Genomic DNA, 21192 nt, shown 5'->3' with positions numbered 1-21192 from the left:
GAAGGCCGGGGGCCGGCATGAACCAATGGGCCCGATGCGGCGCGTCTTTGGGCGGGGCATTCATGACCGCGGCGTTTCTCATGGCCGTTCTGCCGCAACCCGCGCACGCGTACCTTGACGCCAATACCGGGAGCATGATCCTACAGGCCCTCCTGGCCGGGGTCGGGGGAATTCTCATGTTGATCAAAATGCACTGGAAACGCTGGTTCGGCCGAAAACGCCCATCCCCCCCAAAAGGATGAAATCGATTCCTCCTCGATTTGATCGTGGATCTTTCCGGGACCGCAGTAGCCGGGTGTTTTATCAAGACGGCCGCGTCTGTCGATACCTGGACGCCGGGGCGTTGAAGGAATGGGATTCTCTTTCAACTTCACCGCTCTACCCACGCCTCCTGGCCATGAAAAGAATTGGGTCGACCCATCGGGTGGAGGTCAATCCCGAAACCCTAAAACCGCCGTGGGTAGCCGTTTTAGAACACGACCGCATCCCTTTCATCTCTTACCCGTATGAATGGTCCTTCGGCATGCTCCAAGACGCGGCGGCCGCGCATTTAGATTTGATTTCGGCCGCTCTGGAAGAAGACTTTATTTTGAGGGACTGTTCCCCCTTCAACATTCAATGGACGGGGGCCCGCCCTCTTTTCATTGATATTCCCTCCTTTGCCCTTCACCAGAGCGGTGAAGTGTGGGCGGGCTACCAACAGTTTTGCCGAACGTTCCTCTACCCGCTTTTGTTCCAGGCGTACAAAGGCATCGCCTTTCAACGATGGCTTCGTTCCCTGTTGGAAGGGATACCGGCGGAGGAAATGACCCGCCTTTTCTCCTGGTGGGAGTTCTTCCGCCCCGGCCTCCTGGCCGATGTTTTTCTGGAGGCGCGCCTCGAACGATCCTGGGCAAAAACGGAACGAACGATCCGAACTGAAATGCGGGACGCCGGGTTCCCAAAGGAATTTATTCTGAAAAACGTTCGTCGCCTTCTGGGCATCGTCCGGGGGCTTCGTGTGAAACGGCATGAATCGGAATGGTCTGATTACGCGAACGAACGGAACTATTCGCCTGAAGACTATGCCGCTAAAAAGGAGTTCGTCAAAAGCGTTTGCGCGCGCCGTTCGTGGGATTTGGCGTGGGACCTAGGATGCAACACCGGCGACTTTTCTCTGATCGCCGCCGACCACGCGTCTTGCGTGGTCGCCATGGACGCCGACGACGGGGTGGTGGAGAATCTCTACCGCCGCTTGAAAACCGCCCAAGACACCCGCGTCCTCCCCCTGGTCATGAACCTCGCCGATCCCTCGCCCGCCCAGGGCTGGGCGGGGCGGGAACGCAAATCGCTGACGAGCCGAGGCAAGCCCGACCTCGTCATGGCTCTCGCCCTTCTGCACCACCTGGTGATCGGCGCCAACGTCCCGCTGGCCGACGCCGTGGCCTGGCTGGCGTCCCTGGGCGCCGAACTCGTGGTGGAATTCGTTGGCAAAGAGGACAGCATGGTTCAACGTCTTCTCCTAAACCGAGAGGACATATTCACGGATTACGACCGCCCCCATTTCGAAGCGCTGCTCGAAACCCATTATCGCGTCGAAAAAAAGATCCCCCTCGTCCAAGGCGGCCGATGGCTCTACCACGCTGTTCCCAAGTCGACCGCCTGAGTTTTCTTCTCTCCCTCCTCCGGCATTCTCGCTCCGCGACAAACCGTGGGCAACTGAATTATTCGGTTTTAAGGGGTTCCTAAAAAATAGATGGTGACCGTGGTCGGGTTCTGGCTGTCCACAAGGATGACATAGGTGGACGGGGGCGAGGCGGCGTCCCAGGCCGGCAAACTCCACCGCGCGGCATTCAGCGCCCCCTCGTTATTTAACCGAGAGTTGACCTGGACCCGACTGAAAACGCTGTGTTCACTTTCTTTTTTGACGGAATTGAACATCCCCATCGCCATGACCAAGACGATGAAAATAAACAACAGCAAAAAATACCCAATCGCCCCGACGCTGTCCCGAACTTTAGGAGGACTCCTGTCGCCACTTGGACAAGTTTAACCTCCACGGTGCGTTGCCACTTCCCCGCCGTGTCCGTTCGCCCGTTCCAGTTACTAACGGTGTTCATGTCTGTACCCTGGATCTCCGCGATGAGGCTCTGGGAGGAAACGACGGCTTGGACGGCGGACCAGGATTCGTTCCTCCGGCCGCGGAAGGCGCCCCCAACCAGGAGACCGTGAGCGAATCGATTCCGTCGATGTTGGATATTTCTTGTTTTGCTTCAGTGAACCGCGTCCGAATCAATTGTCCTCTCGCGTTCGAAGGACGGTCATGGTATACACTACCTGTTCTTTTTTGCCGGCGGAGTTGAAACGTTTGAAGCAAAGTCGGCCCGATGGGTTGGCCGTGCTGATTTCCACCGAAATGGGTCCCAGGTAAACATTGTCAAACATCGCGCGAGATAGGGGCGGGTCGGAAACGTGGAAAAGGTTGACCTGATAATAGTCCCCCACGGTCGTTGTAAACACGCCCGGGCCGGCCCAGCGGTCTTGATAAACCAGGTTCGGGAGGCCAAGGGGTTTGAACCCCCGCGAATTTCTGCTTTGCATCCGTAGGCTGGTCCTCCAAAATGTGGAGCCGTCGGATTTCAGCCCAGAGTTCAGCGTTCATGGGCGTATGATGCCACAGCTCACCCGGTGGGAACCATAACGTTTGGTTTTGCAAACACCTCCCGACCGATCAAAAAAGTCACAATCCCGTCGATGGACCCGGCCATCGCGTCTTGTTTTGCAAACACACGTCGCGAGGCCCGCAGGCGCTCGCGGGTTTGCTCCCGGTTTCGTTCCGTGTAGGCCGGGTGGGGGGCGCGGTAGTCCCGCCAATAGGTGGGGTCGTTCCGCGCCCGGCGGCAGAAATCCTTTCCACAGACCTTTTGAAATCCGCGCGTGCAGGCATCCGGAACAAAGACCTCCCCACAAATCATGTAATGTCGTGTCCTCATGGCCGGCACCCCCTCTCTCTTTAAAGGGTGCCACCACAGAACAAATAAATCGAGACCCGGAATCTTTACAGGAAAGGCAAGCTGGGGAGGACGGGACGACGCTCTGCTGGGGAATTTCTTAAGACGCTAAACCGGGGAAAACAAAAAGACGCCGCTCACCAATCTAGTTATAACCCCAAAAGGGGATCATTTTAATGGAAAAATCCGGGATGAATTTTTCCCTTGACGGGGGCGGGGACCGGCGGTAAGCTTCTCAGGGGTTGGCCACGGCCATCCTACGGACGGAGCCCCCCGGGGTTTCAGCCCTTTGGAAGAACGCGGGGATTTGTAGTCGCCGGATTTTTGGGGCCTCTTTGCCGATGAATGGACCGGAGGCCACGGAGGCATCCATGACTCAGTTGCTGGGATCTTTTTTCTTTGATTTTGCCAAAGGAATCCTCGCCGGATCCCTGCTCTCCCTGCCGGCGGGGCCCGCCGGCCTCTTGGTCCTGCGGACCTGGCTTCTGCGGGGGGCTCGGAAAGGGTTTGCCGCCGTCCTGGGCATGGCGGTGGCGGACGGCGGAGCGGCCGGGATCACCGCCTGGGGCCTAGGCCTGGCGGCGCCATCCCTCCGGGCCCATTTAGGGGCGGTTCATTTAACGGTGGGTTTGGTTCTGTGCTTGAGCGGTTTGGGCTTTCTTTATTTCGAAAAAGACGAAAAGAATCTGGGCCATTGGACGGCCTGGCCCATCCTGATCTTCTGGCCCGCCGGGCTCGTGTTGACGAACCCCGGCACCTGGGCCGCCTACGGCGCCCTTTTCCTCGGGATGAACCGCGGGTCCACCCTGCAAATGGGAATGGCCGCCACGGGAACGGGGGCCTTCGTCGGCGTGATCGGCGCCTGGATCGTTTTGGGCGGTTTCATTAACCGATGGAAGAAGGTCTTGACCTCGGTGGACGAATCCCAATTGACCTACTGGTCAGACACCCTGGTCGGCGGCCTGATGTTCGTCTTTGGTTTCGTCCTGCTCCTGGGAGGTTGACCTTCATCTCTTTTCCAAGCGCCTTCCCCCTCTCGCGAGCGGCCCCCCAAACAGTATCGTTTCAGCCCTTTTTCAGCGACGAGAGATCTTTGCTGAAGTGCGCCCAAGCATCCTTTAAGTCGTTCACCAGTCCGGAAAGTTCCGTTTTGTTCACCTGACCCATACGTCCGAACCGTTCCCCCACATCCTCCACCGTTTTCTTGAACGTGGTCTGATTGATTTCGTTGAGTTTGCTGAAGTCCTTCTTCAGTTCTTTTTTCATGTCGTCCACCCACACTTTCGCCTTGTTCCGGACTTTCGGATTTTTCTTATAAAGGAGATACGCTCCCGCTGTCGCGGCCAACGCCATTCCAAACCCAGTCCCCAACGCCTTTGTGACTTTGCCCATAATGCCTCCTTGATTCCATCGGAATTGACCGATGGTGGTATCCGCATCTTATCAAATGAACGCTCCCACCACCCGCCCCAAATCCACCGGCCCTCTCCCTCCCCCGTTAATGGGAAGTTCCCTCCCCTTCAAAAGGGGAGGGTCAGGGAAGGGTCTGTTGTTGGGTTAAATTTAACAAGACGGCTTGCCTTCGGGTCAATAAGAACCAATCCCACCGTTGGCCCGGGCCATCTTTTCCAGTTCTTTCTGGGTCAAAAGCTTCAAAGCTTCAGGAAAAAGATGTTCCTCTTCTCTTTGCATGTGGGAATCAAATAAATCCCGAAACGTTATAAACCGATCGGTCCAAGTTGGCAAGGGGGGCGTTTCCGAAAGTTCTTGGTCCAAAAGGTAGATGGCGCGGCCAACGTCCCGATGTTCCTCTTCCAGATGGCGAAGAATCAATGGATCCTTCGGCTTCACCCGCCGTTTTCGAAACGCCTCGACCAAACCCGGAAAGAGAACCTCCGCCTCCCACCGAAGATGGGTCTTGTGTCGTTGTCTAAGATCTTTGACGATGGTCAAGGCCAAGGTTGTCGTCCTTTTCGATTTTCGAGCCAAGGCCATCTTTTCCATCTGCCGGAATCTCTCGCGGAAATAAGCGTGGTCCGCATGTAAAATTTGAATGATGCTCAAAATCCCCCCTGACCTAGCTTTAATGTCTTTAAGCGCTTTCCCTCTCCCGCGGGCGGGAGGCGGGGAGGGAGAGGCAATGTTTTACTTTCCCCCCCCGCTCAAAGTTTTTTCATCCCCGCCCCGCGCCCCCCACCCGAGGCGCCCCCTTTAGGCTCTGCCACGAATGCCAGAGGGTCAATATCGGATGGCCCCCAGCCATGCGGGGACCCGCCTCCCGCATGACCCGCTTCATTTCTTCTCGCGCGGCGGGCCGATAGCAGTATCGGGCACTTGGCACAGGTCGTCTTCGCTTTACCGAAACGGCATTGTTCAAGCCTCCCATGGGAATAATCCAAAAGGGCTTTGCATTTGACGCAAGGCTTCGACTCAGTCAAATGAGCGGTCCGACAATAAAGGGCCACCATGGCTGAAACGGTCCGCTTGTCCATTCGGATATTGAAAGGCAAGGGACTGCGGGAAATCAACTCTTTTTCTTCCCCATGGAGGCGCCGCATTTCCCGCAAACCAAAGAAGAAAAGCGAAACCCCGGTTTGGGTGGCACCGACTCCCCGCAGGCGGGACAATTCCCCCCGCCAGACGAATGATGGGTGGGCGCCCGGGTCACCCCCGGCGCCTGGGAGACGTGTTCCCCCAATCCCTTCCCGCCTTTCAAGGTGTTTTGAGCGTTCCTCGTCGGCATGTGGTGGTTCCCGGGGTTATTTTACAGGCGGCGTGGTTCCGTCCATGGGCATTTTCATATCCACAGGGCAGTGCATCGCCCGAGCCCGAGAGGAATCGCATTTCATCATCCAAGGACAGCCGCGGCTGAGAAAGAACCCCGCCAGGAACCCCGCCAACACCAACAGCGCCGACACCGCCAACCGATAACAGCGACACCCCGACCCGCTCCCGCTGGAACAACAAGACCCCTTGTCCGTTTTATCCGAACAACACTTTTCTTCTGATTCCGGTTTAGCTTTTTCTCCAGTCATGGTCTTCCTCCTAAAAATAACTTCCGCCCAAATGTTAGCACAAAAACCAAACCCATTGGGACCGCCAAGGGGGACGCCCTAAATAATTATACTATTAGGAGACATTCGTCGGGCGATGGCGCCGCCAAGGGGGAAAGGGAATTCCGTTTCAGAAACCGCTTAGGCGTTCGTCGAAATCTTCCGGGCTGTTTCCACACACCGATCGATATCCGTGCGAGTCATCTGGATCAGCCCGTTCAGAGTGACCACCAGGAGATCCATCATTTGATCAGGAGAGAGCCCCACGATCCGGTCGAGGTTGTCCGTCCCACCAAACACCCGCTTTTCCAAGCCGTCCCCAGGATCCTTCCCAATCCTCCCGGGAAAGGAAAATCCGTTTATCTGTGGTCGTTCCCCCCACCTCCCGTCGTTTGATCAGCAAATCCCCGAATTCCCACGCGGGTTGGGGTGACAATGAACCGGTCCTGCCGGGTTCGGTCTGTTTTTTCGGGTAGGTCACGGCGAACGGTGATGGGTGCCATTCCGCTGTTAAGATATTCTTGCTCCTGGCGTCGTAAAAAACCAAAGTGCCCGGCTCCCAATCACGGCCTACGCGTCGAGCCGCATAATCAAGTTCCACCAACCCATCGCGAAACGCCTTCGCTTGCGGCGGGCTGGCGTTGTATCCCTGTCAACCATAGGGGACGTCCTAAAAAATTTACTATAAAGCATGCTGTTGTTTGGAATGCTTGCGTTGGATTAACCGTTGGGACTATATCCGAAAATGGCTTGAATCCAACGGGCGCAGGGGGCCGGGTTATTCGTCTGGGAGTCGGAAGACCACCACGGCCCGGCGGTTCCGGGCTCGTCCCTCCGGGGTGTCATTGTCGGCCACGGGTTGGCTGCTCCCGTGGGCGTAAACGGAAATGCGTTCGGGCTCCAATCCCCAGCGGTTCGCCAGAAGGTCCCGCACGGCTTCCGCTCGTCGTTGCGAGAGGGCCCGGTTAAACTCCTGGGGTCCCCGAGCGTCGGCGTGCCCATGGACTTCCACCCGAGCTTCGGGGTGTCGGGCCAGGAAAAGGGCCGCCCCCTCCCAGTCGGCGGAGTTTCGCTCAGTTTGGGTCGAACTCGGTTTCCATTTTTCCGAACGGAAATATACCTGGGTTTCCGGGGGACGTTTTTCTTTTTCCGTGGCAGCGATCGGCGCGGGCGCGATCGTTTCGGGAACAGGGCCGGTCGGTTTCGTCTCTTCCTTTTGGGCGTCCGGTTCCACCCGGGCGTCATTTTCTCGTTCAAAGGCCAGTGCCAAAGTCAGGCCGGCCGTCAAAAGAACCATATCCTCCCCGACCCCGCCGGAACGCGGCGACACCCAGCATTCCGTCTTGGCCCCCACCGCCCATCGGCGGTTCAGAAACCGTTCGGCCCCCGCGCCGGCGCGAAAGGCCATCCTGTTCATAGCCCCGGCGCTTTGGTCTGAGCTGATCCCTCCTCCCAGGCGAACATAGGGCGTCCACGCTCCCCGTTTGGGAAATCGTCGGGTGCCGACGAGGGTCGCGGGCCGCAAGCGAATCCCCTCGTGAAGCGAAATCACGTTGTAACCAAACCCCGTCTCCCAGTCCCCGTTGTCGCCGAAACGCACCAAAACCCCGGGCGCGGCGCCGGTCCGCCCATCGTTCCGAACGGTTTCGGTAAGCAACCCCACGGCGCCGGAAAGGTCCGCTTCAATCCCCCACCGCCCCCTCAAATCCTCCGCGCCCCAGGCGCCGTTTCCGAACGCCAACGCCCAGGCAGCGAGCAGGGCGGGTGTTTTACGGGGCCGCACGTTTTTCCTCCGATCCAAACCCGAGAACAAAGGACACCTGATGGCTCCCGGAAGTATCCTTCACCCCCCCCAGGGGAAACCAAAACCCGTAATCGAACCGAAGCCTTCGAACCCGCGCCGAAAACCCGGCCGCCACCCGGGCGTAATTGTTTTCCCCAAAACCGCCCCCGCATCGCACGGCGAACCGGTTCAGCGATTTCTCCAATCCCCCGTGAACGCGCGTCTGTTCCCCTCCCGCCCGCCCTCGCCGGGAGAGATCCAAAACCACCCGTCCCCACGGCCCGTCGTAGGAGGCGCCGCCTTTGAGCATCTGCGGTACCCTATCCTCGGACGCCAACCCCACATCCGCTCCCAACAGGTTCGTCGCGAACACCCCTACTCTCCATCGGGGGTCCAGGCGCCACAGGGCTCCCCCATCAACGTCCCAGGCCTCCGCCGACTTTCCCGACGAATAAACGGGATCTTCCGCCCCGAAACTAGTCCCGGACAGCGGATCGATGGCGGAATCCGTCGTGGCGTCGTGGCCGACGTTTCGCCGGAAATGTTTGAGGGTGGCACCCCAGCGGGCGTTCGGACCCAGGCGGCGGGCGTAGGCGACGGAAACGGTTTCCTCCGTGTAGAGGCGGTCCAAGCCGTACGCCCCGTAACTCACCCCCAGGGCCGCCCCCCGAAAGGGCGATGCCCACCCGAAAAAGGAACGGCTGATGTTGGATCCATCCGAAATACCCTTAAAAAGTCGGCCGTAATAAAGTCCCGCCTCCGGTTCCGCGAGGTCCATCAACCCGGCAGGGTTGTAATACAAGGAGAACACGTCCCCCGGCGCCGCGGTGAGGGCCCCGTCCAAGGCCGCGGCCCGCCCCCCGGTGACCGATTCCGCGAAAGCCCCCCAGGCGGGGCTCGTCGCCAAAAACAGGGCCCACGGCAGGAGCCGTTTCATCGCACGACCACCACCGTCCCCGTGGCGCGCCGGTCGCCGACGGTGACTTGGTAAAGGTACACCCCGCTCGCCGCGGGTTGACCGGCGTCGTGCCGCCCGTCCCACAACAGGCTTAAGCCCGGGGCCGGGCCCGGGGTCAAATCCGCCACGCGGGCGCCATCCACATCGTAAACCGATCCCCCCGCCGGAAGCCCGGTGGGGTTGTCGACCCGGATCACCGTGACGTCGTTGCGTCCGTCACCGTTGGGCGAAAACACCCGGGGCGCCACGGACTGAATCAGCGAATCGCTGGTCGCTCCGGTGAGTCGGTAGGAACCGGTCCGGCCCGCATTGAACCGCGCCGCTCCAGCCCCATCGACCTGGGCGGTGCCCGCGAGAAACCAGCCCGTCCCGTTAAAAAACTCCACCGGCCTTTCCCCGGCGGCCCCGGCCAGCGGTAAGCGAACCTCCGCCGCGGGCGAAAAAACCACATCGCCGGCCGAAAGGCTGGAACTCGAATCAAGCACGGCAAGGTCCACCGCCGCCACCGCTCCGTCTGTCAAAGGCCCAGCCGTCAAAGAAACCCGATGAAGGGGGCCCCCCACCCCGGTCAAGAGCCCTGGGGTGTCACGACCACGGTTCCCGCCGGGGAGGGGTAGACGTACCGCCCCGCTCCCACGTTATCGATGACCGGCGTCACGGAGGAGAAGAGCGTTTGGGCCTCTGCCCTCACCCGAACATACCGTTCCGCTCCTGCCGACGCCACCGGCCCGTGGAACGGAACCGTCGTCAGGGCGACAACGGCGAAGGGCCCTGAGGGGTCGTTGGCGTCGGAAACCTCGTAGGTCACCACCGTGAACGGCGGCCAAGGAGTCCCCGCCGTATCGGTCCCAACGGGGTTCCAGTCGTAGGTCAAGGTCCCGCTCCCGGCCGTTCCCCGCAGATTCACCGGAACCGACGGGGCCGTGCTCGGGGTAACGACCAAGACGGTGTTGGAGTAACCGCTGGCCAGTCCCGCGTGGTTAACCGCGCGAACCCGAAAGCTATAGGATCCCCCCGGCGCAAGCCCGCCGATGGTCGCCGCGGGGGACGCCGTCACGAGGGTCAGCGCGAAAGAAACGCCGTCCGTGGCCCTTTCAATTTCAAACAGCGTCCCCGACGGGTTCCCGTTGGCGCCAAACCCAAACGACACGGAAACAGCCGTCACTCCCGTGGTGGACAACGCGATCGGTGCGGCGGCAAAGGAGACCGCCAACCCCAACCCGGTATCTGAACTACAACCGGCTCCGTTGCACCCGTTCACGAAGCCGTAGTAGGTGGTGTTGGGCAGGAGCGAAGAAATGTTTCCCGTCGTCAACACGGTCGTGCTGGACCCCGCCACGAGCACCGGCGGATTGTCCGGATTCGTGGACACCCGCAAAACGTAATAGGTCGCCCCCGGGGCGGAGAGCCAACTGCCGGAAAGGGTATCGGTCCCTAGGACGGAAAGAGAGCCCGCGCCCGGCGGCGTGAAGGGCGGAACCACGCAGAGCGGGGAGGTGAAAGAGGTCAAAGTCCCCGCTCGATCCACAGCGGCCACGCGGAAACAGGCGTTCACGCCAGGCGAAAGCCCCGTGGCCGCGGCGCTCACGCCAATAGTGGAAGCCGCGAGCGCAAAAGGCCCCGCGATTCCCGTGGCCTGTTCCAACCGATAAGAGGTATCGAGGGGGTTCCCGTTGGCACCCCAGGCGAGAGTGGCGGAGGTCGAATCGAGCGCGGCCGTGGACAACGCCACCGGGATATTGGCCAAGGTGGCCGTGGAGCCGAGCGCTGTGTAAATAGAACAGCCGAATCCGTTGCACGCGGTAACGAAGCCGTAGTAGGTGGTGTTCGGGAGGAGCGAAGAAATGTTCCCCGAAGTCAAAACGGTGTTGCTGGACCCCGCCACGAGCACCGGCGGATTGTCCGGATTCGTGGACACCCGCAAAACGTAATAGGTCGCCCCCGGGGCGGAGAGCCAACTGCCGGAAAGGGTATCGGTCCCTAGGACGGAAAGAGAGCCCGCGCCCGGCGGCGTGAAGGGCGGAACCACGCAGAGCGGGGAGGTGAAAGAGGTCAAAGTCCCCGCTCGATCCACAGCGGCCGCGCGGAAACAGGCGTTCACGCCAGGCGAAAGCCCGTGGCCGCGGCGCTCACGCCAATAGTGGAAGCCGCGAGCGCAAAAAGGCCCCTCGCTTCCCGTGTCCTGTTCCAACCGCTAAGAGGTATCGCGGGGGTTCCCGTTGGCCCCCCCGGCGAGAGTGGCGGAGGTCGAATCGAGCGCGGCCGTCGACAACGCCACCGGGATATTGGCCAAGGTGGCCGTGGAGCCGAGCGCTGTGTAAATAGAACAGCCGAATCCGTTGCACGCGCGGGCGAACCCGTAGTAGGTCGTGTTCGGCAAAAGCCCTGCCACGGTTCCCGAGGTCAAAACCGTGGTGCTGGACCCTGCCACCACCGTGGGCGGGTTGGCGGGCAAAGTCGAAATAGAAAGGGTGTAGGTGGCGGCCCCCAGCGAAGAAGTCCAGGTGGCTGAAGAGGAGACGGTGGTTCGGCCGGAAAAGGACCCGGAAGACGGAGCGGCTGGCGGTCCGCCCGATCCGTCGTGAACCAAACCGCGGTTATTTCCGATGTCGGCGATGAAGAGGCGGCTGTTGGCGGCGTCGAAGGCGGCCCCGACGGGGCTGGACATGCGGTTCTGGGCGGCGGCGGCCGCGCCGGAGGTGAAATTGGCCTGCCCTAAAACGTTGGCGGCATTCTGCCCGTCCGCGATCGCTCCCATGCTCTGCACGACCACACGGTGGTTCCCCGTGTCGCCGATGAACAACCGACCCGCCCCGTCGTAGAGAACCCCTGCCGGGGCGCGAAGGCCGGCTTGGGTGGTGGCGGCGACGCTCGCGGTGAAGAGGGTTTGGCCCAACACGTTCACGGCGTTCTCGCCGTTTGTTGTCGCCAGGAGGTCAAAAACCAAAACCCGGTTATTCGTCGCATCGGCCACGAACAACCGGCTGGTTCCCGAATCGAAGGCGACGCCGCTGGGTCCGCGGAGTCCCGCCTGGGTGGTGGCCGCGGTATTGGTGGTGTAGAGCGCCTGGCCCAACACGTTCACGGCGTTTTCGCCGTTGGTGACAACCGCGACGTCGTAGACGATGACGCGATTGTTCGTGAAGTCCCCCACGAAAAGCCGGTTCGTCCCCGCCTGGTAGGCCAGTCCCCGTGGGTTCCTCAACCGGTTCTGGGCCGTGGCGGCGGTTCCGGTGGTGAAGTTGGCCTGCCCCAATACGCCGACGGCGTTCTCGCCGTTGGTGACGGCCGCGACGTCGTAGACGATCACACGGTTGTTGGTGTAATCCGCCACAAACAGCCTCTGGCCCGCCGAGTCGTAGGCCAACCCCCTGGGCGCGCTCAACCGCGCCTGGGCGACCGCCGCTCCGTTGCTATCAAAATCCGCCTGCCCCAACACGTTGTCCGCCACCCGGTCGACCAGGGTGTTGGACCCGTCCAGGTTGAAGACCAGCACCCGGTTGTTGACGGAATCTGAAACGAACAGCCGATGCCCCGCGACGTCCAGCGCCACGTCCTGGGCCCCGTTCAACCCCCGCGTGTTCGGCCCGTTGTTCAACCCATTTTTGGTGTACAACACCGCGTCCAAAGAACTCAACTCCCCCAGCCCGTCCGAGGCGTTTTGGCCGTTGGCGATGGCTCCTGTGGGGTGAACCAAACCGCGGTTATTTCCGCTGTCGGCGATGAAGAGGCGGCTGTTGGCGGCGTCGAAGGCGGCCCCGACGGGGCTGGACATGCGGTTCTGGGCGGCGGCGGCCGCGCCGGAGGTGAAATTGGCCTGCCCTAAAACGTTGGCGGCATTCTGCCCGTCCGCGATCGCTCCCATGCTCTGCACGACCACACGGTGGTTCCCCGTGTCGCCGATGAACAACCGACCCGCCCCGTCGTAGAGAACCCCTGCCGGGGCGCGAAGGCCGGCTTGGGTGGTGGCGGCGACGCTCGCGGTGAAGAGGGTTTGGCCCAACACGTTCACGGCGTTCTCGCCGTTTGTTGTCGCCAGGAGGTCAAAACCAAAACCCGGTTATTCGTCGCATCGGCCACGAACAACCGGCTGGTTCCCGAATCGAAGGCGACGCCGCTGGGTCCGCGGAGTCCCGCCTGGGTGGTGGCCGCGGTATTGGTGGTGTAGAGCGCCTGGCCCAACACGTTCACGGCGTTTTCGCCGTTGGTGACAACCGCGACGTCGTAGACGATGACGCGATTGTTCGTGAAGTCCCCACGCAAAGCCGGTTCGTCCCCGCCTGGTAGGCCAGTCCCCGTGGGTTCCTCAACCGGTTCTGGGCCGTGGCGGCGGTTCCGGTGGTGAAGTTGGCCTGCCCCAATACGCCGACGGCGTTCTCTCCGTTGGTGACGGCCGCGACGTCGTAGACGATCACACGGTTGTTGGTGTAATCCGCCACGAACAGCCTCTGGCCCGCCGAGTCGTAGGCCAACCCCCTGGGCGCGCTCAACCGCGCCTTGGCGACCGCCGCTCCGTTGCTATCAAAATCCGCCTGCCCCAACACGTTGTCCGCCACCCGGTCCACCAGGGTGTTGGACCCGTCCAGGTTGAAGACCAACACCCGGTTGTTGACGGAATCTGAAACGAACAGCCGATGCCCCGCGACGTCCAGCGCCACGTCCTGGGCCCCGTTCAACCCCCGCGTGTTCGGCCCGTTGTTCAACCCGTTTTTGGTGTACAACACCGCGTCCAAAGAACTCAACTCTCCCAACGCGTTCAAGGCGTTTTGCCCATCCACAAGGGCAAAACCGGTCCCAACCCCGTAAAATGTCAGGGAAAATACCACCCCAATCCAAGATATCGAACGACCCCGAATCCCCATGTCCCCATCAGTTTTGCCCTAAAATCAAAACTATTCAAGGGAGATTTAAAGGTTTGAGGGACGCCCTAAATTATTATACTATGTAATGGGTAGGCCGAATCTAGAGAAATGGATATGGCGGAATTCCCGTGGGATCAAGCGGAGGAAGATCGCCGATCGATTTTATTTCTCGCTCGGGCGGGCACGGGACGGGGACGATGATTTTTATCAATCGCCACGTAACGGAAAAGGCCGGTGGTGACCCGGCGCCGGTCGCGGGCGAAGTCGTCCACCAACCCTTTGGCCCATGCTTCTAGATGAATGTCCATGGAGGAACGGCCGATGCGCAGAAGTTTCGCATATACGCACACCGTATCGCCCACGCGGACCGGGTGGAGAAACGTCATTTTGTCCGCCGTCACCGTTACCACGGACCCCTCGGCGACTTCGCTGGCCAAGAGCCCTCCCCCGATGTCCATTTGGGACATGATCCACCCACCGAAAATGTCCCCATTCGGATTGGTGTCCCGCGGCATGGCCAACGTCCTCAAAACCAACAGGCCGTCGGGTTTTTGATTGGAACCGGCGGGTTCCTTCAATCGGGAAGAGGTTTTTTTCACGCGGTCCGGCCCTTCCACTTCCATTCGCGGATTTCCGGCATGTCTTCCCCATATTCCCTGATGTAGAGGTTGTGCTCGGTCAGTTTGTCCCGAACCTTTTGCTTGATGTAGCCGACCTGGGCCCCCAACTGCGGAAGGCGGTCCACGGCGTCGTTCACCAAGTGGAACCGATCCAGGTCATTTAAGACCGTCATATCAAAGGGCGTGGTGGTCGTGCCGCATTCCTTGTAGCCCCGAACGTGAAGGTTGTCATGGTTGGTTCGCCGATAGGCCAAGCGGTGGATCAGCCACGGATACCCGTGATAGGCGAACAGGATGGGCTTGTCTTTCGTAAAGATGGCGTCGAAATCCTTGTCGGGAAGACCGTGGGGTGCTCGCTGGGCGATTGGAGCGTCATCAAATCAACGACGTTCACAACGCGCACTCGAAGATTTGGCAAAAACTCATTCAAGAGTTGGACGGCGGCCAGGGTTTCCAACGTCGGCACGTCCCCGGCGCAAGCCATCACTAAATCCGGCTCTCCCCCCGCGTCGTTGCTGGCCCATTCCCAGATTCCCACCCCCGCCGTACAATGTTGGATGGCGGCCTCCATGGAAAGCCACTGCGGCGCGGGTTGTTTTCCGGCGACGATGACGTTGACGTAGTGCCGGCTCCTCAAGCAATGGTCCGTCACCGACAACAGGGTGTTCGCGTCCGGGGGAAGATAGACCCGGATGACGTTGGCTTTCTTGTTCACCACGTGGTCGATGAATCCGGGGTCTTGGTGGCTGAACCCGTTGTGGTCCTGCCTCCAGACGTGCGACGTCAAAAGATACGTGAGGGACGCGAGGGGCCGGCGCCAGGGAATGTGACGTGTCGTCTCCAACCATTTGGCGTGTTGGTTGAACATGGAATCGATGATGTGGATGAAGGCCTCGTAACAGGAGAAAAGTCCATGGCGGCCCGTGAGCAAATACCCCTCGAGCCAACCCTGGCAGAGGTGCTCGCTCAGAATTTCCATGACCCGACCGTCCTGCGCGGTGTGGTCGTCGGTTTTAAGAATCTTTCCCTCGAAAATCCGGTTCGTGGCTTCGAACACCGCGCTCAATCGGTTCGAGGCCGTTTCGTCCGGACCAAAGAGCCGGAAATTTCGATGGGGCTCGTTGAGACGAATCACATCCCTTAAAAAGGTCCCCATCACCCGGGTCGCTTCCGCGGTCACAGCGCCCGGCGCGGGGACGGGAACCGCGAAGTCTTGGAAATTAGGAAGTTGGAGGTCCCGCAAAACCAACCCGCCGTTGGTTTCCGGCACGGCGCCCATCCGGCGTTCCCCCTTTGGCGCCAACTCGGCCAATTCGGGCCGAAGCCGTCCCGCCTCATCAAAAAGCTCCTCCGGTTTGTAACTCCGCATCCATTCTTCGAGCAATTTAAGATGGCGGGGTTGCGAGGCCAATTCCCCGAAAGGAACCTGATGGGACCGCCAGGAATTCTCCGTCGGAAGTCCATCCACCTGTTTCGGCCCGGTCCAGCCTTTGGGGGTCCGGAGCACGATCATGGGCCAAAACGGCCGCTCGAATTTCCCGGTTTTCCGCGCCTCCGTTTGGATGTGCCGAATGTCGTGGGTCACGCGGTCCATGGTCGCCGCCATGAGTTGATGCATGTGTTCCGGGTCGTCGCCTTCGACAAAATAGGGCGTATGGCCGTAGCCCCGTAGCAGGTCGTCCAGTTCTTTGTGGCTGATCCGCGCCAGCACCGTGGGGTTGCTGATCTTGTACCCGTTCAAATGAAGGATCGGGAGCACCGCCCCGTCTCGAATGGGGTTGAGGAATTTGTTGGAATGCCAGCTCGCCGCCAAAGGCCCGGTTTCCGCCTCGCCGTCCCCTACCACGCAACAGACCAATAGGTCGGGGTTATCGAAGGCCGCGCCGTAGGCGTGGGTCAAACAGTAACCCAACTCTCCCCCTTCGTGGATGGACCCCGGCGTTTCCGGGGCCACATGGCTCGGGATTCCCCCCGGGAACGAAAACTGTTTAAACAACCGTTTCATTCCCGCCTCGTCCTGAGAGATGTCGGGGTACACTTCGCTGTAGGTCCCCTCCAGATAGGTGTTGGCCACCAACCCCGGCCCCCCATGCCCAGGCCCCGCCACATAAATAACTTTGAGGTCTTTTTCCCGAATGATCCGGTTCATGTGGACGTAAATAAAGTTGAGCCCCGGCGTGGTCCCCCAATGCCCGAGCAATCGCGGTTTCACATGTTTCAACGTCAGTGGTTCTTTCAAAAGCGGATTGTCAAATAAATAGATTTGCCCCACGGACAAATAATTGGCCGCCCGCCAATAAGCGTTCATCTTTTTCAGCAGGTCCGCCGACAAAGATTTCTTCCCGTCTTTTTCGTATGGCTTCATGGGTTCATCCTATCGTTTGAGGTCACCATTAAATCTTTAAGACCCTCTGCACCAGCTCCGCGATCTGAGCTTCCTCATCCGTTCGAATCACGCGGATGGTGGTCTTTGAACCGGTGGTGGAAATGATCTCTTCGCCCTTGGAATTCCGCCGGCGGTCCAGCGCGATTCCCAGAAACCCAAGCCCCTCGCAAATGCGTTCTCTCACCACGGAAGAATTCTCCCCTATCCCGCCTGAAAAAACAAGGGTTTCCATCCCGCCCAACACGGCCGCGAAAGAACCGATCCATTTTTTCGTCTGATAGCAAAACAAATCCACGGCTTCGGCCGCCCGAACATCGGTGCGTTCCCGTTCGATTAAATCCCGCATGTCGGAACTCGTTTCAGACACGCCGAGCAGGCCGGATTCATGATGGATCAAATGATTGTATTGATCGGGAGAGAGCCCCGCGTTTTTCAACAAATGCCACGCCACCCCGGGGTCCAGGTCCCCTGGTCGGGTCCCCATCACGAGCCCCGCCGCCGGAGTAAACCCCATGCTGGTGTCCACGCTTTTCCCCCCGCGCACCGCCGCCAAACTCGCTCCGTTCCCGAGATGCGCCAAGATCACTCGCCCCCGCGCTTCTTTCTTCCCCCCCACGCGTTCCAGTTGTCCCATGAGGGAAGAGTAGGACAGCCCATGAAACCCGAACCGAACCAGCCCGGCTTTTTCAAACCTGCGGGGAATCGGCACGATTTTGGCCACCCGGGGAAGGGTTTGGTGAAAGGCCGTGTCAAAACAAGCCACTTGGCGCAGGCCCGGATGCCGTTCCCGAACCGCCTTCATCAGTCCGATTTCACCCGGGAGGTGGTCCGGGTCGAAAGGGATGAACCGCGTCAGGTCCCGTAGCAAAGCCGCTGTCACCCGTTCCGGTCGGGATCGGTTCATTCCGAATACCACGCGGTGTCCCACGCCTTCGACGCGCGCGAAATCCACCCGTTTCTCCAACCATTTCAACAAAAAGGAGGCCGCCGACTCCCGCGAAATTGAACCGACCCGTTCCTTCCCCTCCTCCCCGCCCTCGTTCCGAAACCGGATCCGAGCGTCCGCCCATCCGATGCGTTCAAGGGTCCCCGCCAGGGCGCGGCGAAACGTCCCCCCCGCCTCAAACAAAGTGAATTTAATGCTGGAGGACCCGCCATTCAGGGTTAAGATTCGTTTCTCCAAGGCGCTTTTTTCATGTCGCACGGGAGACCCCCCCGTTCCGAAAGATTTTCACCAGTTCCAATGTCAATAACGGGATCGCTCCCAAGGCCAACAAGGGAAGGCTCTCCGCGAGCGGGACCGTTGCGGATTTTAAGAATCCACCGAACATTCGGTTGTGCAAACTCAGGAACTGAAGGCCCAAAGACAACGCCACCACGAGGAGGAGCGGGAGGTTGGAAAGCCAGGAAATCCGCCAGAGCGGTTTGCGTTTGTCGCGGGTTCCGAACGACCGAAGCAATTCGGAAAAAACCAACACCGTGAAAGCCTGGGTCCGGGCCAAGGCGAGGTCGCCGGTTTTAAGAACCGCGAAGAACACCCCCAGGGAAACCCCCGCCGTCAGGAAACCCGTGAACATCATCGTGCCCAAAAACCGTCCGTCCATCATCCGCGCGGTGGAGCGGCGCGGGGGATGCCGCATCACGTCCGGGTCGATGGGGTCGGTCGCCAGGCAAAGCGCCGGCAGGCCGTCGGTCACCAGGTTGATCCATAGCAGGTGGATCGGCAGGAGAGGCGCCGGCGATCCGACCACCACGCACACCGCCATCAGCAGGATTTCAGCGGTATTTCCCGCCAGAAGGTATTGAAGAGTTTTTTGAATGTTGTCGTAAATCCCGCGGCCCTCTTCCACCGCGGCCACGATGGTCGCGAAATTGTCGTCCGTGATCACCATGTCCGACGCCTGTTTGGTCACTTCGGTCCCGGTTCGCCCCATGGCGATGCCGATGTCCGCCCCCTTGATGGCGGGCGCGTCGTTCACCCCGTCTCCAGTCATGGCCACCACGGCGCCGTGGCTTTTCCAAGCGCGAACGATCCGCAGTTTGTGTTCGGCGCTCACCCGCGCGTAGACGTGGGTCCGGAGCACGCGCCGTTTCAAGTCTTCTTCCGACAGCCCGTCCAACTCCGTCCCGGTGCAAGCGGTCTCTTCCGTGGCAATGCCGAGTTCGCGGGCGATGGCCAATGCGGTCTGGGGATGGTCTCCCGTAATCATGATGACGCGAATCCCCGCAGCGCGGCACTTGGCCACCGCTTCTTTTCCCTCCGGTCGGGGGGGATCGTACATCCCGGTCAAACCCACGAACACCAGTTCCCGCTCCACGGTTTCCGCCGACACCGGCCCTTGGAAATCAGGTCCCAGGTCCCGCCGAGCGGACCCCAAAACCCGAAGAGCCTGCCCCGCCAGGGAAGCGTTTTCGGCCAGCAGGGCCTGCCGGTCCTTCTCCGTCAAAGGCCGGACCCCTTCAGCGGTGTACAAGTGCGTGCAAAGCGGAAGGATCTGGTCGGGCGCGCCGTTCGTGAACGCGCGGCGAACACCGCTCGGCAGGCGGCGGATGACCGTGCTTCTCTTTCGGTCCGAGTCGAAAGGGATTTCGTCCACTTTTGGAAACTCCCGTTCCACTCGTTCCTGGCTCCACCCCGCTTTGAGCCCAAGCGCCAGAAGCGCGCCCTCGGTGGGATCCCCGATCACCCGCCAGACGCCCTTTTTCTGCTCTAAGTGGGCGTTGGCGGAGGCCACCAGTCCTAGGGCCAGCTCGGTCACGGAATCCGGCACGGCCGATACGCTTCTCCCGTCCAAAAGAATTTCGCCCCCGGGCCCGTAGCCTTCTCCGGTTACCTCGTAGGGTTGCCCCGCCACCTGGAGGCGGCGAACGGTCATTTCTCCAACGGTCAAGGTTCCTGTCTTGTCGGTGCAAATGACGGTGGTGGACCCCAGGGTTTCCACGGCGGGGAGCCGTCGCACGAGCGCCGCCCGCCGGGACATGCGGGAGACCCCGAGCGCCAGCGCCACCGTGACCACCGCCGGCAACCCCTCCGGCACCGCCGCCACGGCGAGGCTCACCGAGGTCATGAAAAGTTCGATCGGCGCCGTCCCCCGCCAATACCCCAGCGCAAAGAGAAGGCCCACGATGCCGAGCGTCGCCCAAACCAAAACCCGCCCCACACCCGCGAGCCTTTTCTGTAGCGGCGTTCCTTCGTCCTCGCCCGCCTTTTCAAGGAGGGTCGCAATGCGCCCCAATTCCGTGCCCATGCCCGTGGCCACCACCACGGCGCGCCCCGTCCCCGCCGCGACGCTGGTCCCCATGAAAATCAGGTTGGTCCGGTCCCCCAGGGGGGGGTCAATGCCCAAGATGGCCTCGGTTTGTTTCCCCACCGCGTCCGATTCGCCGGTCAGGGCCGATTCGACGCATTTGAGAGACGCCGCCTTCACCACCCGAGCGTCCGCCGCAACGAGGTCGCCGGCTTCCAGGTCCAGAAGGTCCCCCGCCACGACGGCGGAGGCCGGAACCAACGTCACCTTACCTCCCCGCCAAACCCTCGCCCGGGGCGAGGTCAACCGTTTCAGCGCCGCGATGGAGGTTTCCGCCTGGAACTCCTGGTAGAACCCGATCACGGCGTTCAAGATAAGGATGGCCACGATGGCGCCGCCATCCAATAGTTCACCCAGGAGAAAAGAGACGGTCCCGGCGGCGAGGAGGACCCACACCAAAAGTCCCTTCAGCTGTCGGAGGAGAATGTGGATTGGCCGCACGGGTTGCGCTTCCCGCAGTTGGTTCGGCCCATTCTCCACGAGGCGTTTTTCGGCCTCTCCAACAGACAGGCCATCCCAGCCGGAACCCAAATCCGCCCAGGTTTCTTCCACCGTCCGGGAGTGCCAGGCTTTGGCGGGGTCCCGCGGGGCGGTCCCGGCCGGAGGGGTCACCATTCGATTCCTCGTTTCTTCAATTCCTTTTCTGTTTGGGCCGCGTTGATGAATCGGAGCGTGTTCATGGAAACCCGGCCCGCCCCCTCGAGGTTCAGAAGTCGGTCGTCAATCAACAGCGTTTCTTCGGGAGATCGATGCGTCACTTCAAGCGCCAATCGGAACATCGCTTCGTCCGGTTTTCGCAAACCCAAAAAACACGAAGACAGAAAAACGTCGAAGAAGCGATCCAGCCCAAACCGGCGGATCCGGTCTTCATTGAGTTCCCTGGACTCGTTGTTCAGCGCGTGGATCGAATAGCCTCCGCCGGCCGCGATCTGTTCCATGAGCGCCAAGGACTCCAAGTTTGGTTGGGATTGAGCGAACATGAACGTCTTGAACGACGTTTTTGAAAACGATCGTTTTCGGTAAAAAATCGTTTGATCGAGGTATTCGTCCAGGGTCAATTTTCCCTTTTCAAAATCCCCGTTCACCCGTTCGTGGCGGTCTTCGAACTCTTCCCCTTCCAACCGAAACCGTTCCACCGCCTTCCGCCGGGACGACCGATCCCAGGCGTTGGTCAGCAGAACCCCGCCCACATCCCAAAACAACGTCGTGATTTTGGTCATCGGCTTCCGGGT

General features: G+C 60.5%; 21 protein-coding genes and 2 pseudogenes. 3 read left to right on the top strand and 20 right to left on the bottom strand.

Features of this window, described 5'->3' with window-relative positions; translation table 11 throughout:
• Positions 1 to 17: 17 nt before the first annotated feature.
• Entirely contained in the window at positions 18 to 242 is a 225-nt protein-coding gene (locus IPP35_01885; GenBank protein MBL0057881.1) for a hypothetical protein, read from the top strand.
• The gene (locus tag IPP35_01880) at positions 239 to 1645 is read left to right on the top strand and encodes a class I SAM-dependent methyltransferase (protein ID MBL0057880.1); all 1407 of its coding nucleotides are present in this window, start codon (positions 239 to 241) and stop codon (positions 1643 to 1645) included. The genes IPP35_01885 and IPP35_01880 overlap by 4 nt, the downstream gene beginning before the upstream one ends.
• 68 nt (positions 1646 to 1713) lie before the next feature.
• Here the strand turns inward: IPP35_01880 and IPP35_01875 are convergent, their stop codons facing one another.
• The 3 genes from IPP35_01875 to IPP35_01865 all read right to left on the bottom strand — a co-directional run bounded on the left by IPP35_01875 (position 1714) and on the right by IPP35_01865 (position 2972).
• Entirely contained in the window at positions 1714 to 1962 is a 249-nt protein-coding gene (locus tag IPP35_01875) for a hypothetical protein (protein ID MBL0057879.1), read from the bottom strand.
• Positions 1963 to 2271: 309 nt separating this feature from the next.
• Entirely contained in the window at positions 2272 to 2580 is a 309-nt protein-coding gene (locus IPP35_01870) for a hypothetical protein (protein ID MBL0057878.1), read from the bottom strand.
• A gap of 80 nt (positions 2581 to 2660) precedes the next feature.
• A complete protein-coding gene (locus IPP35_01865) occupies positions 2661 to 2972 on the bottom strand; it encodes a hypothetical protein (protein ID MBL0057877.1) in 312 nt (103 codons plus the stop codon).
• 389 nt (positions 2973 to 3361) lie between these two features.
• Between IPP35_01865 and IPP35_01860 the strand changes: the two genes are divergently transcribed.
• Entirely contained in the window at positions 3362 to 3994 is a 633-nt protein-coding gene (locus IPP35_01860; GenBank protein MBL0057876.1) for a hypothetical protein, read from the top strand.
• A 61-nt stretch (positions 3995 to 4055) separates the two neighbouring features.
• Here IPP35_01860 and IPP35_01855 read toward each other — a convergent pair whose 3' ends face one another.
• The 17 genes and pseudogenes from IPP35_01855 to IPP35_01775 all read right to left on the bottom strand — a co-directional run bounded on the left by IPP35_01855 (position 4056) and on the right by IPP35_01775 (position 21180).
• Positions 4056 to 4382, bottom strand: a complete 327-nt coding sequence (locus IPP35_01855) for a hypothetical protein (protein ID MBL0057875.1) — start codon at positions 4380 to 4382, stop codon at positions 4056 to 4058.
• Between the two features lie 195 nt (positions 4383 to 4577).
• Positions 4578 to 5054, bottom strand: a complete 477-nt coding sequence (locus IPP35_01850) for a hemerythrin domain-containing protein (protein MBL0057874.1) — start codon at positions 5052 to 5054, stop codon at positions 4578 to 4580.
• 109 nt (positions 5055 to 5163) lie between these two features.
• Positions 5164 to 5548 (bottom strand): annotated as a pseudogene (locus IPP35_01845) (nitrous oxide-stimulated promoter family protein).
• Positions 5549 to 5749: 201 nt separating this feature from the next.
• On the bottom strand, positions 5750 to 6025 hold the full coding sequence (locus IPP35_01840) for a hypothetical protein (protein ID MBL0057873.1): 276 nt from the start codon (positions 6023 to 6025) through the stop codon (positions 5750 to 5752).
• A 159-nt stretch (positions 6026 to 6184) separates the two neighbouring features.
• Complete coding sequence (locus IPP35_01835) at positions 6185 to 6355, bottom strand: hypothetical protein (protein MBL0057872.1); 171 nt, start codon at positions 6353 to 6355, stop codon at positions 6185 to 6187.
• A 466-nt stretch (positions 6356 to 6821) separates the two neighbouring features.
• Entirely contained in the window at positions 6822 to 7826 is a 1005-nt protein-coding gene (locus IPP35_01830) for an OmpA family protein (GenBank protein ID MBL0057871.1), read from the bottom strand.
• A complete protein-coding gene (locus tag IPP35_01825) occupies positions 7813 to 8763 on the bottom strand; it encodes a hypothetical protein (GenBank protein ID MBL0057870.1) in 951 nt (316 codons plus the stop codon). Before IPP35_01825 ends, IPP35_01830 begins: the two co-directional genes overlap by 14 nt.
• Positions 8760 to 9305 carry a gliding motility-associated C-terminal domain-containing protein gene (locus IPP35_01820; GenBank protein MBL0057869.1) on the bottom strand — a complete coding sequence of 182 codons (546 nt, stop codon included), beginning with the start codon at positions 9303 to 9305 and terminating at the stop codon, positions 8760 to 8762. Before IPP35_01820 ends, IPP35_01825 begins: the two co-directional genes overlap by 4 nt.
• A 47-nt stretch (positions 9306 to 9352) precedes the next feature.
• The gene (locus tag IPP35_01815) at positions 9353 to 10885 is read right to left on the bottom strand and encodes a fibronectin type III domain-containing protein (protein ID MBL0057868.1); all 1533 of its coding nucleotides are present in this window, start codon (positions 10883 to 10885) and stop codon (positions 9353 to 9355) included.
• A 93-nt stretch (positions 10886 to 10978) separates the two neighbouring features.
• Entirely contained in the window at positions 10979 to 12796 is a 1818-nt protein-coding gene (locus IPP35_01810; GenBank protein MBL0057867.1) for a hypothetical protein, read from the bottom strand.
• Positions 12793 to 12975: a hypothetical protein gene (locus tag IPP35_01805; protein ID MBL0057866.1), complete on the bottom strand. Its 183-nt coding sequence runs from the start codon at positions 12973 to 12975 to the stop codon at positions 12793 to 12795. Before IPP35_01805 ends, IPP35_01810 begins: the two co-directional genes overlap by 4 nt.
• Complete coding sequence (locus tag IPP35_01800; GenBank protein ID MBL0057865.1) at positions 12972 to 13544, bottom strand: hypothetical protein; 573 nt, start codon at positions 13542 to 13544, stop codon at positions 12972 to 12974. Before IPP35_01800 ends, IPP35_01805 begins: the two co-directional genes overlap by 4 nt.
• Positions 13545 to 13780: 236 nt before the next feature.
• The gene (gene yciA / locus IPP35_01795; protein ID MBL0057864.1) at positions 13781 to 14224 is read right to left on the bottom strand and encodes an acyl-CoA thioester hydrolase YciA; all 444 of its coding nucleotides are present in this window, start codon (positions 14222 to 14224) and stop codon (positions 13781 to 13783) included.
• 17 nt (positions 14225 to 14241) lie between these two features.
• Positions 14242 to 16631, bottom strand: a pseudogene (locus IPP35_01790) (phosphoketolase family protein).
• A 28-nt stretch (positions 16632 to 16659) separates the two neighbouring features.
• Positions 16660 to 17856: an acetate/propionate family kinase gene (locus IPP35_01785; protein ID MBL0057863.1), complete on the bottom strand. Its 1197-nt coding sequence runs from the start codon at positions 17854 to 17856 to the stop codon at positions 16660 to 16662.
• Positions 17846 to 20575 (bottom strand): cation-translocating P-type ATPase, encoded by a 2730-nt coding sequence (locus IPP35_01780; protein MBL0057862.1) that lies wholly within the window; start codon positions 20573 to 20575, stop codon positions 17846 to 17848. The genes IPP35_01785 and IPP35_01780 overlap by 11 nt, the downstream gene beginning before the upstream one ends.
• The gene (locus IPP35_01775) at positions 20569 to 21180 is read right to left on the bottom strand and encodes an HAD family phosphatase (GenBank protein ID MBL0057861.1); all 612 of its coding nucleotides are present in this window, start codon (positions 21178 to 21180) and stop codon (positions 20569 to 20571) included. Before IPP35_01775 ends, IPP35_01780 begins: the two co-directional genes overlap by 7 nt.
• Positions 21181 to 21192: the final 12 nt, after the last annotated feature.

Source organism: Elusimicrobiota bacterium, from assembly GCA_016721625.1.
GTDB lineage: Bacteria > Elusimicrobiota > Elusimicrobia > FEN-1173 > FEN-1173 > JADKHR01.
This window is presented reverse-complemented; position numbering and strand designations above follow the sequence as displayed.

What these genes read in the sequence shown, in the direction of transcription:
- IPP35_01860 (MBL0057876.1), top strand. Translation starts at nt 3,362, where the DNA reads ATGACTCAGTTGCTGGGATCTTTTTTCTTTGATTTTGCCAAAGGAATC.
- IPP35_01855 (MBL0057875.1), bottom strand. Translation starts at nt 4,382, where the DNA reads ATGGGCAAAGTCACAAAGGCGTTGGGGACTGGGTTTGGAATGGCGTTG.
- IPP35_01885 (MBL0057881.1), top strand. Translation starts at nt 18, where the DNA reads ATGAACCAATGGGCCCGATGCGGCGCGTCTTTGGGCGGGGCATTCATG.
- IPP35_01880 (MBL0057880.1), top strand. Translation starts at nt 239, where the DNA reads ATGAAATCGATTCCTCCTCGATTTGATCGTGGATCTTTCCGGGACCGC.
- IPP35_01780 (MBL0057862.1), bottom strand. Translation starts at nt 20,575, where the DNA reads ATGGTGACCCCTCCGGCCGGGACCGCCCCGCGGGACCCCGCCAAAGCC.
- IPP35_01775 (MBL0057861.1), bottom strand. Translation starts at nt 21,180, where the DNA reads ATGACCAAAATCACGACGTTGTTTTGGGATGTGGGCGGGGTTCTGCTG.
- IPP35_01840 (MBL0057873.1), bottom strand. Translation starts at nt 6,025, where the DNA reads ATGACTGGAGAAAAAGCTAAACCGGAATCAGAAGAAAAGTGTTGTTCG.
- IPP35_01870 (MBL0057878.1), bottom strand. Translation starts at nt 2,580, where the DNA reads ATGCAAAGCAGAAATTCGCGGGGGTTCAAACCCCTTGGCCTCCCGAAC.
- IPP35_01825 (MBL0057870.1), bottom strand. Translation starts at nt 8,763, where the DNA reads ATGAAACGGCTCCTGCCGTGGGCCCTGTTTTTGGCGACGAGCCCCGCC.
- IPP35_01865 (MBL0057877.1), bottom strand. Translation starts at nt 2,972, where the DNA reads ATGAGGACACGACATTACATGATTTGTGGGGAGGTCTTTGTTCCGGAT.